The sequence below is a fragment of the Variovorax sp. Root434 genome, from assembly GCF_001426595.1.
Classification (GTDB): domain Bacteria; phylum Pseudomonadota; class Gammaproteobacteria; order Burkholderiales; family Burkholderiaceae_C; genus Variovorax.
In genome coordinates this window covers 172,061-183,046 of sequence record NZ_LMEK01000003.1, presented here as the reverse complement: position 1 = coordinate 183,046, position 10,986 = coordinate 172,061, and the positions used below count along the sequence as shown (strand labels likewise).

The following is a 10,986-nucleotide window of genomic DNA, read 5'->3' as shown; positions in this document are numbered from 1 at the left end:
GGTCAGAACGCCTTTTGAAGCTGGACGTACAGCCGCGGATTGCGTCCGCCGCCGTCGGTCTGCGCCGGTGCCGTGCCATCGCGCCAGGCCAGCGTCGCGTTGATCGAGAAGTTGCCGGGCCGCGACCAGCTCACGCCGACGCCGTAGCCGCGCAGGCTGCGGCCGTTGCTGCCGTCGAAGGGCGTGGGGCTGCGCGAGAGCTTGCCGTGCGCGGCGTCGTAGAACAGGAAGGGCGTGAGTTCTTCGTTGAAGGACCAGCGCCACTCCACAGTGCCGATCACGCCCTGGTCGACCAGCACCTCGCCCGACGGATAGGCCCGCACGGCGCGTGCGCCGCCGAGCGCGAGCTTCTCCGACGGATCGAGGTTCCTGCTGGCCCACTGGCCGCCGACGGACAGGTACAGCGAATGCCTGGGAACGATGGCCTGCAGGCGGGACAGCTGGAAGCTCAGCTTGGAGAAACCGCCCTCGGTGTGCCGTCCGCCCAGGGCCTGGTCGGCCTCCCGCGTCGCCGGGTCGTCGATGGACAACCGGCCGTGGTACAGCGTGCCCGAGCTGGCCCAGTAGCCGCCGCCCAGCACCTCGTCGCGCCGCTCCCAGGTCCAGCCGAGGCCGAGGCCGCGCACGCGCTTTTTCACGCGCACGTCGGCCACGCCGATCTCGTCGGTCAGGTCCTTGATGTCGGCGCCCAGGCGCAGGAACAGGTTCTGCTGGCGCTGGCGGATGAGCGGGTAGCTGAGCGAAAGGTCGACCACGTCGGCGCGGCCCTGCGCGCCGAGTTCGGAGAACTCGCCGCCCAGCTCGTAGTTGACGCGCGACAGCCCGACGCCCGCGCGCAGCCCGCTGGTGCCGATGGGCGCCTCGTAGGCGATACGGCCGAACTGCAGCGCGTTGCTGTCGGACACCATCAGGCGCATGTCGAGGTTGTCGCCGATTCCGAAGGGACTGAGCCAGCGCGCCGTGCCGCCGATGCGGTAGCGGCCCGACTCCTTCGTGCCGTGGTTGTCGGCTTCGGCTGTGAAGGCCCAGCGCGGCGCGGCCGCCACTTCGACCGAAAGATCGGTGGTGCCGGCCTGCGAGCCTTCCTGCAGGCCCGAGGACACCTTGACGCCGGGCTGGTCGGACAGCAGCAGCATGGCGCGCTCATAGGCCGGCGCGCTCACGGCCTCGCCGGGCTGCAGCGGCGCGAGGAAGCCGCGCACGCGAGATTCGGAAATCGGCGCATCGGGCGCGACCACCACATCGACCTTGCCGAGGCGGCCTTCGATCACGCTGATCTCGACGATGCCGTCGCGCACGGTCTGCACGGGCACCACGGCCTGCGCGAGGAAGTAGCCGCGCTCCTTGTAGCGTGCGGTGATCGCCTTCGCGAGTTCTTCGAGATCGCCGAGCGCGACGTCGCGGCCGATGTAGGGGGCGGTGATGGATTGCAGTTCTTCGTTGCTCAGCGCTTTCACGCCGTTGAGCCGCAGGTCGTTGAGCTTGAATGTCGAGCCGGCGGGGCGCGGCGGCGCAGGCAGGCTCTGCGGTGCAACAGCACCGGTGGGGGCTTGCGCGAGCGGGCGGTCGCAGGTGCCGCAGGGGTCCTGGGTCGGCAGCAAAGTGTTGGTATCGGCCGCGTGCGTACGCTGGGCTGCGACCAGCAAGGTTGCACTGACCATGGCTGTGACTGCGAAGGCAATCGGTGTAGTCCGTTGACTGGCGCGCATCTCAGTGCTCCACCTTGCGTTGTGCTGCGGGATGCTTTTGGGTGGTTCGTTCGGGGCGCGTGCACAGGCCGTCGGGTACTCCCCTCCGCGAATGTCCCCCGCTTCGCTCCTCCTTTATTTCGCTGCGGGGAGCACCCGACGCCCTGTGCACGAGGGCACGCTGCTGGTTCGCGGCCGATCGACAAGTGCTCTGAACGATCACGCCGATGCGGGGGCCTTTTTCGCGAAATAAAGGAGGAGCGAAGCGGGGGACATTCGCGAAAAAGGTCACCGCGTCGGCGTGATCACCCCCCGAACAGCACTCGTCAAAAACAAGGCAAGTCATCTCATCCCCCCACCGTAAGACGCCAGTTGCCGATCAGGTTGAACGGCGCCCAGAAGAAGGGATGGGACATCTTGGGGTCCTTCAACACCGCGAGCTGACCCGCCTGCATGGCCTTCTGGATGTCGCGCCCCTTGGCCAGCTCGCCGTAGAGCGTGCTCATGAGCACCGCGGTCGCGTCGTCCGACACCGGCCACAGCGAGGCGATCAGGCTGGAGCTGCCGGCCGAGAGGAACGAGCGCGTGAAGCCCAGCACCTCGTCGCCCTGCGCGATGCGCCCGAGGCCCGACTCGCAGGCCGACAGCGTGACCAGCGCGGTGCCGTCCATCGGCAGGCCGAGGATCTCGTGCGCTTCCAGAAAATTCTGCTTGCCGCCTTCGTTGGCCAGCAGGATGCGCGAGTACAGCGGATCGACCGCATCGGCCTCGGCATGCGCTGCTACATGCATCAGCGGCGAGCGCGCGGCCACGTCGCGGAACTGCGTCTTGGTGGCGGCCGCGCCCATGTAAACCGTGTTGCGCGGGAACAGCTGCGCGAGCTGTTTCACCTCGGTCTCGGCGCCGGGCAGGTCGTACTTGTCCTCGATGCGCGGATTGCCGAAGGCGGTGAGCGACGCGTTCACGCGCGGCGTGCGCTGCGCGAGCTGCACGGCGATGCTGATCGACGGCGCCACGGCCACCGGATGCGTCTCGATGACGTAGCGGCCGTCCAGCCGCAGCGCCTGGAACGGCAGGTAGTGCAGCGGCCCGTGCGGCACCACGATCAGCCGCTGCCCCGGCGCGAGGCCGAGCGGCCCGAGCAGCGCGGCGCCCAGCTTGTCGGCGTTGGTGATGGCGGCGCGGCGGCCGCGCACGATGGAATTGCGGAAGGTCTCGACCAGCTCGTTGAGGTCGTCGCGCTTCACGGCCACCGTCTTCTCGGTGATGTTGCCGGAACTCACGACCCACACCACGAGGCGGTCGGGCAGCGAGTGGAACTGCACCACGCGCTCGTCGGGTGCCAGCGTGCGCTGCAGCGCGGCGAGATCGACGGTGTTGGCGGCCTGCTCGTTGATCTTGGCTCGGCCGCGCACCGCGTCGAGCAATGCGCGCGAGCGGCTGTGCTCGCTCACCTCGAAGGCCTGGCGTGCATCGCCCGCGTCGCTGTAGATGGCCACGCCGCGCTCGAACACCGTCTGCAGGTCCGAGAACAGGCCCATCTTGAATTCTTCGCTGCGGAATTTGGCGCGCACCTTGTCGACGTCGCCGAGAGCGCGGCCCACGGCTTCGGCCGCGGCCTGCTTCTGGCCCAGCGCGAGTTCGCTGCGCGCCACGCCGTCCCAGGCCCAGAGGCGGTAGTACTCGGTGTCGGCGCCGACCTGCCGCGCGGTGAGCGCGCGGTACATGTCGCGCGCCTCGGCGGGCTTGTTCTCGGCCAGCAGCAGGCGCGCGCGGGTGCGGTCGAGCTGCGCGGTGAGCGGTGCGTCCTTCGGCGGCGCCATGGTGCCGAGCACTTCGCGTGCCCGCGCCGGGTCGCCCGACTCGATCAGCGCATTGACCAGCGAGGCCTGCACCAGCGGCGCATAGCGCGGCGAGCTGTTGGCCAATGCCTCGTCGTAGCTGAGCACCGCGCCGGAAAAATCGCCGCGGCGCGTGCGCACGTCGCCGATCACTTTCTGCACCGGGCCGACCACCAGCTTGGGGTCGCGCGCCGGGTGCTTGAGCGCTTCGCGTGCGAACTCCTCGGCCTTCTCGAGCTGGCCCGAGTAGCTGTAGACGATGGCCAGGTCGCGGTTGGCCATGGCCATCAGGTTCGGGTCGTTGGTGGCGTTGGCCAGGTGCAGCGCCTTGCTCGCGGCGCGCACGCTCTGGCGGAACTCGCCGGCCTCGGCCAGTGCGACGGCCTGGCTGCAGTATTGGTAACCCGAGAGCTTGACCGCGTCCTGCCCGTAGAGCACTGCGCCCTCGCTGGTCAATGCCAGCAAGGTGTCGGTGTCGTCCAGGCGGGCCTGCTCCATCTTGCTGGCTGCGGCTTCGGCATTCGACGACACCGCCGGTGGTGCTGGCCGTTGTTGCTGCTGTGCCGATGCCGAAGGGCCGAAGCCCAGGAAAAGAATGCCTGCAAGACCGAGAGCACTCGCGACAGCTGCACGACAACGTGCCGGGCGCTGCCATTCCCAACTCGAAAACCAAGCCATTGGACCCCCGTGCGCAGCCCTGTGAGCCCGCGGTCAGCGGACCATCGACGTCGCGAGAGTGCGCGCCGTTCAGGCCTCGGGGGGAAAGTCTAGGAGCGGCCTCCTGCCGCGCCTATTCGCAATACGGTCTAGCGCAAATGGACTACGCGGGCACCGCGTCGACGTTCGCACGGTCCCAGTGCCGGTGCTTGGCGATGGCCGCGATGAAATCGTTCGCCACCTGCATCGCCGCCGTCGTGTCGCCGAGGTTGGTGACCGGCGTGGCCGCCACCACCACGCCCGCCGGCACATCGGCCGGCGGTGTGTCGGCCGCGATACCGAGCGTAGACAGCAGCCGCACGCCCTCGCCCACCGTGCAGATCGCCTTGCAGTGCTTGTAGGCCTCGAGCACGAAGTGCACCGCATCGCCGATGCCCGACATCGCGGCGGCGCTTTCGCTGCCGGCCGGCACGAGCACGGCGTCGAACATCACCGAGGGCGTGTTGGCGAAGGTCATGTCGACGTCGATCTGGCGCTTCGATGCGCTGGCGACGGTGCCCAGCTTCGGGCCCACGGTCTTGCATTGCGCACCGGCCTGTTCGAGCGCATCGCGGATCGGCTTCAGCGAAGCCGAATCGACACCGTCGGCCACGAGGATCGCGACCTTGCGCGTGCGGATGGAGCCGTCGCCCGTGTCGACCATGCGCAGCGCCGGCGACTCGTCGATGGGCAGCGATATGCGGTGGTCGCGAAAACCCGCGCGGCCCGCCGCCGCCTTGGCATCGGGCTGGCCGATGCCCAGCGGCTCGGCCACGCGGCGCGCCAGCTTCTCGTCCACGTGCGCGAGGTTGTCGACCATGCGCTGGCGAATGGCCGGTACGTCGAGCTTCGACAGCTCGAAGCGGAAGGCCGCGATGATGTGCTCCTTCTCGGCCGCGCTCTGGCTGTTGAAGAACAGGCGCGCCTGCGTGAAGTGATCGTCGAACGACGGGCTGCGGCGGCGCACCTTGGGCGACTCGATCTCTTCCGGAAACGACTGAAAGCCGTGGCTGCCGCCGTCCACGCGGAACTCCGTGCCGCTGCCCAGCGTGTTGGGCTCGTAGGCCGCCTGGCCGCGCGCGATGGTCTGCCTGTGCATGCCGTCGCGCTGGAAGTTGTGGAACGGGCACACGCTCTTGTTGATCGGCAGTTCGTGGAAGTTGGCGCCGCCCAGGCGCGAGATCTGCGTGTCGGTGTACGAGAAGAGGCGGCCCTGCAGCAGCGGGTCGTTGCTGAAGTCGATGCCGGGCACCACGTGGCCCGGATGGAAAGCCACCTGCTCGGTCTCGGCGAAGAAGTTGTCGGGGTTGCGGTTGAGCACCAGCCGGCCGATCTTCTGCACCGGCACCATCTCTTCTGGAATCAGCTTGGTGGGGTCGAGCAGGTCGAAGCCGAGCGAGTGCTCCTTGTCCTGCGCGATCATCTGCACGCCGAGCTCCCACTCGGGGAAGTCGCCGTTCTCGATGGCTTCCCACAGGTCGCGCCGATGGAAGTCCGGGTCCTTGCCGGCGATCTTCTGCGCCTCGTCCCACGCGAGGCCATGGATGCCGAGCTTGGGCTTCCAGTGGAACTTCACGAAGTGGCTCTCGCCGCGGCTGTTGACGAAGCGGAAGGTGTGCACGCCGAAGCCTTCCATCATGCGCAGGCTGCGCGGAATGGCGCGGTCGCTCATGGCCCACATCAGCATGTGGGTGCTCTCGGGCATCAGCGAGGCGAAGTCCCAGAAGGTGTCGTGCGCGCTCGCGGCCTGCGGCATCTCGTGGTGCGGCTCGGGCTTGACGGCGTGGATGAGGTCGGGGAACTTGATCGCGTCCTGGATGAAGAACACCGGGATGTTGTTGCCCACGAGGTCGTAGTTGCCCTCGCGCGTGTAGAACTTGACGGCGAAGCCGCGCACGTCGCGCACCGTGTCGGCCGAGCCGCGCGAGCCGGCCACGGTCGAGAAGCGCACGAAGACGGGCGTCTTCACGTCGGGGTCCTGCAGGAAGTCGGCGCAGGTGAACTGCGACATCGACTTGTAGACCTGGAAGTAGCCGTGCGCCGCCGAGCCGCGCGCGTGCACGGCGCGCTCCGGGATGCGCTCGTGGTCGAAGTGCGTGATCTTCTCGCGCAGGATGAAGTCTTCCAGCAGCGTCGGACCGCGCACGCCCGCTTTCAGCGAGTTGTGGTTGTCCGGTATCTGCAGGCCCTGGTTGGTGGTCAGCGTCGTCGGGTGCTCGACGGTGAAACCTTCGAGCTGCAGCTGCTTGGCGCTGCTGCCGTCGCCCGCCTTGGCGGCGCTGGCGCGGCGGCCTGCGACCGCCTTGTTCTGCGGCGTCATCGTGGATCTGCTGGAGTCTTTCATGGGGTGGGCGTTCAGCCCGTTTCGTTGTTGTCGAGGAACATGTCGAGCACGTTGACCAGGGCGATCAGGCAGATGCTGCCCGCCGCGGCGGCGACGGTCCACAACAGGATTTCAGCGCCCCAGGTGCCGATGAACGAGTCGAAAAGCGATGAGACCATGGATCACTCCGGGGCTGAAAGCGAGATGCAAGGTTATGTTTCGCGGCGCCCGGACCCCGTAGTGGCCGCCCTTCCACCGCTGTGGGAGAAGGCACGCGGACGAGGTAGGAGCGGGCCGACAGCACCTCCTGCCCGCCTACGAAGCTTCGCGCGCCCTGGCCGTGGGATCGGAGAGCGCCGTCGCATAGCATGGGTCCAACACAGGGAAAGAAAAGAACCATGCTGATCAGAATCGGTTTCGACATCGAACTCGGCGTCACCGCCCCGACGGCCGTGATCTACATGCTCCAGGTGCATCCCTCGCGCGCCCGGGACCTGCAAGGGGAGGAGAACATCACCCTCAGCCCGCCACTGGCCACCGACCACTACCTGGACGGATTCGGCAACCGCTGCGCGCGCGTGCACGTCCCCCCGGGAGTGAAGAGCGTGCGCCTGCGCAACCGCGCGGTGATCTACGACACCGGCTGGCCCGACCCGGTGGACTTCGGCGCCGTCGGGCACATGGCGGCCGACCTGCCGGTGGACACGCTGCCCTTCGTGCTGCCGAGCCGCTATTGCGAGGTCGACAGCGAACTGCTGGAGTTCGCCTGGGCCAACTTCTCGAACGTGGCGCCAGGCTGGCCGCGCGTGCAGGCGATCTGCGACTTCGTGCACCGGCACCTGCGCTTCGACTACGGGAAGGCGCGGGCCACACGCACCGCCACGGAAGGCTTTCGCGAAGGCACGGGCGTGTGCCGCGACTTCGCGCACCTCGCGATCACCCTGTGCCGCTGCATGAACATTCCGGCGCGCTACGTGACGGGCTATCTCGGCGACATCGGCATTCCGCCGGTGCCCTCCCCGATGGACTTCAGCGCATGGTTCGAGGTGTACCTGGGCAACCGCTGGCACACCTTCGACGCGCGCCACAACACGCCGCGCATCGGCCGCGTGGTGATCGCGCGCGGACGCGACGCAGCGGACGTGCCGATCACGATGGTGTTCGGCGCGAACACGCTGGATCGCTTTGAAGTGACGACAGAGGAAGTGCTCACCTGACTCCCGGCCCCGGCGGCGGCGCTGCATCGCAACACGCCGCAACACGGTGAAATCTGCCGGCAACACCTCGCCCCGACGCTCGCGGCTCCATCCATGATCGAGGAGCAAAAGTGTCGATTTCCGACTTGGCGTCGAAGAACAACCATAAGTACACACCGGCCGAGCCACCGCACGGCCACCACCTGGCCGACGACCTTCCGCTGATGGCGGCGCAGCTCGGCCTGCAGCGGCGCAAGGCGCTGGCATGGCTGGGATCGGCGGCCGCGGCCGGCCCGGCGATGCTGCTGGCCGGCTGCGGCGGCGGGGGCGGTTCCGACAGCGGCAGCACCGCCAGCCTCGCGGGGCTGGTGGCCGCATCGGGCACGACTGCCACGACCACGTCGGGCACCACGACGAGCGGCAGCAGCACCAGCAGTTCCAGTTCGGGCAGCACGAGCACCACCACGAGCAGCAGCTGCACCGCCCTGCCCGGCGAGACCGCGGGGCCCTACCCCGCCGACGGCACCAACACGTCTTCGGGCTCGACCTCCGACATCCTCACCGCCAGTGGCATCGTGCGCAGCGACATCCGCAGTAGCTTCATCAGCACCACCACGCAAGCGGCCGGCGTGCAGATGACGCTAACGCTCACGCTGGCGAACACCTCCTCGAGCTGCGCGCCGCTGTCGGGCTACGCCATCTACCTGTGGCACTGCGACCGCGACGGCAACTACTCGCTGTACTCGGCGCCCGCCGAGAGTTACCTGCGCGGCGTGCAGGTGACCGACAGCAACGGCCAGGTGACCTTCACGACCATCTTCCCCGCCTGCTATTCGGGACGCTGGCCGCACATCCATTTCGAGGTGTTCCAGAGCCTGTCGACCGCCACCACAGGCAGGAACTCCGTCCTCACCTCGCAGCTCGCGATGCCGAGCGCGGTGTGCAGCGCGGTCTACCCCTACGCCACCGGCTATACCAACAGCGTGGCGAACTTCGCGGCCATCTCGCTCTCGACCGACAACGTGTTCGGCGACAACACGGCGGCGCAGATCGCGGCGATGACGCCTTCGATGAGCGGCAGCGTGAGCGTGGGCTACACCGCGGCGGCGACGATCGGCATCGCGCGCTGAACAAGACCAACGCCGGCTAGCGCGGCATGGCCACCTTGCGCAGGCAGCCCATGAGCAGTTCGCTCGCGGGCGTCTGCGCGCGGCCGCGCAGCGTGATGATGCCCACCGGCGGCAGCTCGATCGGCACCCTGATCTTCAGGATGCGCAGCTGCCCCTGCCGCTCGAAATGCCGGGCCACGCCGCGCGCCAGGAAGCCCACGGCCGGGCGCTCGTGCATGACCGAGAGCGTGACCAGGAAGGACGCGGTCTCGACGATGTCCGCCGGCGGCACGAGGCGATGTCGGTAGAACATCTGCGCGAGCTTGGAGCGCGACGAGGCCCAGGGCGGAGGCACCACCCAGGGCACCTCGGCCAGCATCGTCCAGTCGATCTTCGGCGCGGCCGCCAGCGGGTGGACGGGGCTCACCACGATGCACATCGGCTCGGGGTAGAGCGCCTCGGTCTCCAGGTCCGGCGAGGCATAGCCGGGTTCGAGGCGCCCGACGATCAGGTCGAGCTCGCCCACGCGCAGGCGCGGCAGCAGGCGCGTGAGGTCGCCCTCTTCCACCATCACGGTGGTGAGCGCCGATTGCTCCTTGAGCTTCTGGATGGCCTGCACCAGCAGGCTGGGCGTGGCCACCACCATCGCGCCCACGCTGGTGCGGCCGGCGCCGCCGCTGGCCACGGCGCTGAGCTCGTCGCGCGTGCGCTGGTAGTCGGCCAGCACCGAGCGCGCGAAGCGCACCACGGTGGCGCCGTAGGCCGTGGGCTCGGTGCCGCGCGTGGAGCGCACGAAGAGCTGCAGGTCGAACATGCGCTCTATCTCCGCCAGCATCTTCGACACCGCGGGCTGCGTGATCGAGAGGAATTCCGACACCCGCCCCAGGTGGCGGAACTCGTCGAGCGCCACCAGCAGTTGCAGGTGGCGCAGCTTGAGGTTGGAGCGAAGGGCGCGGTCGATCTGGCTCATGGCATCGTTGAGCGGCTGCCTGCCTCTTCATAACCTAAAGCTCATGAAGAGAGTCCGCTATTTCATTGGATGGCAATGATTGTCTCCGGAAGAATCCGCACTGCCGACCGAACAACAGATTCCCGGAGACAACGATGAAATCCCTTCCTTCCGAGGCACGGCGCCAGCTCGTGCTCGGCGGCCTTGGCGCCGCCGCCCTCGCGGCCGCACCCTCGCGCGTTCTCGCCGCCGCCAACTATCCCGAACGCCCCATCGCCTTCATCTGCCCCTGGCCCGCCGGCGGCACGGCCGACCGCTCGATGCGCACCATCTGCCAGATCGCATCGCGCGAGCTGGGCCAGCCGGTGGTGCTGGAGAACCGCGCGGGCGCCTCGGGAATGATCGGCACCAAGGCGCTGGCCTCGGCCCGGCCCGACGGCTACACCATCGGCCAGGTGCCGATCTCGGTGACGCGCTTCGCGCAGATCGGCACCGTGCAGCTCGACCCGCTGAAAGACCTGACGTATCTCGCGCGCACCTCGGGCCAGACCTTCGGCATCGCCGTGCCCGCGAGCTCGCCGTTCAGGACGCTGCAGGAAATGGTCGCGCAGGCCAAGGCGAAGCCCGGCGTGCTGACCTACGCGCATGCCGGCATCGGCGGTGCCACGCACGTGGGCATGGAGCAGTTCGCGCAGGCCGCGGGCGTGAAGTTCAACGCCATCGCCTACAAGGGCGGCTCGGCCGCGCTGCAGGACGTGCTGGGCGAGCAGGTCGACATGCTGGCCGACAGCAGCTCGTGGGCGCCGCATGTGGAAAGCGGCAAGCTGCGTCTGCTGGCCACCTGGGGCGAGACGCGCACGCCGCGCTTCAAGGACACGCCCACGCTCAAGGAGCTGGGCTACGACGTGGTGGTCGAGGCGCCGAACGGCATCGGCGCGCCCAAGGGCCTGCCGCCGGCCATCGAGAAGCGCCTGCGCGACGCCTTCCGCGTGGCCGTCAACAGCGATGACTTCCGCAAGGTGGCCGAGAGCATCGACGCGCCCGTCATGTACCAGGACGGACCCGACTATCAGAAGTACGTGCAGGCCGTGTACCGGCAGGAGACGGACCTGATCCGCAAGCTCAACCTCAAGGAGCTGATGGCCAAGGGCTGAAGCCCCTGACCTCTTCGCCTTTCTTCCGCG

General features: G+C 68.4%; 8 protein-coding genes. 3 read left to right on the top strand and 5 right to left on the bottom strand.

Annotation, left to right across the window (positions count from 1 at the left end; genetic code table 11):
- Nucleotides 1–2: 2 nt before the first annotated feature.
- The 4 genes from ASD05_RS05525 to ASD05_RS30400 all read right to left on the bottom strand — a co-directional run bounded on the left by ASD05_RS05525 (nt 3) and on the right by ASD05_RS30400 (nt 6,727).
- A complete protein-coding gene (locus ASD05_RS05525; protein WP_235507857.1) occupies nt 3–1,661 on the bottom strand; it encodes a ShlB/FhaC/HecB family hemolysin secretion/activation protein in 1,659 nt (552 codons plus the stop codon).
- A 374-nt stretch (nt 1,662–2,035) separates the two neighbouring features.
- Nucleotides 2,036–4,060 (bottom strand): CHAT domain-containing protein, encoded by a 2,025-nt coding sequence (locus tag ASD05_RS05520; RefSeq protein ID WP_235507856.1) that lies wholly within the window; start codon nt 4,058–4,060, stop codon nt 2,036–2,038.
- Between the two features lie 289 nt (nt 4,061–4,349).
- Complete coding sequence (locus ASD05_RS05515) at nt 4,350–6,545, bottom strand: catalase (protein WP_056588762.1); 2,196 nt, start codon at nt 6,543–6,545, stop codon at nt 4,350–4,352.
- A 35-nt stretch (nt 6,546–6,580) separates the two neighbouring features.
- Complete coding sequence (locus ASD05_RS30400) at nt 6,581–6,727, bottom strand: hypothetical protein (protein WP_200955388.1); 147 nt, start codon at nt 6,725–6,727, stop codon at nt 6,581–6,583.
- Between the two features lie 219 nt (nt 6,728–6,946).
- Here ASD05_RS30400 and ASD05_RS05510 point away from each other — a divergent pair, with 219 nt between their 5' ends.
- Nucleotides 6,947–7,765, top strand: a complete 819-nt coding sequence (locus ASD05_RS05510) for a transglutaminase-like domain-containing protein (protein WP_056588759.1) — start codon at nt 6,947–6,949, stop codon at nt 7,763–7,765.
- 110 nt (nt 7,766–7,875) lie between these two features.
- A complete protein-coding gene (locus ASD05_RS05505) occupies nt 7,876–8,874 on the top strand; it encodes an intradiol ring-cleavage dioxygenase (RefSeq protein WP_235507855.1) in 999 nt (332 codons plus the stop codon).
- Nucleotides 8,875–8,890: 16 nt separating this feature from the next.
- Here ASD05_RS05505 and ASD05_RS05500 read toward each other — a convergent pair whose 3' ends face one another.
- Nucleotides 8,891–9,823 (bottom strand): LysR substrate-binding domain-containing protein, encoded by a 933-nt coding sequence (locus tag ASD05_RS05500; protein ID WP_056588757.1) that lies wholly within the window; start codon nt 9,821–9,823, stop codon nt 8,891–8,893.
- A gap of 134 nt (nt 9,824–9,957) precedes the next feature.
- On the opposite strand from ASD05_RS05500, the gene ASD05_RS05495 reads away from it, so the two are divergent.
- Nucleotides 9,958–10,956, top strand: a complete 999-nt coding sequence (locus ASD05_RS05495) for a tripartite tricarboxylate transporter substrate binding protein (protein WP_056588754.1) — start codon at nt 9,958–9,960, stop codon at nt 10,954–10,956.
- The last annotated feature ends 30 nt before the right edge of the window (nt 10,957–10,986 follow it).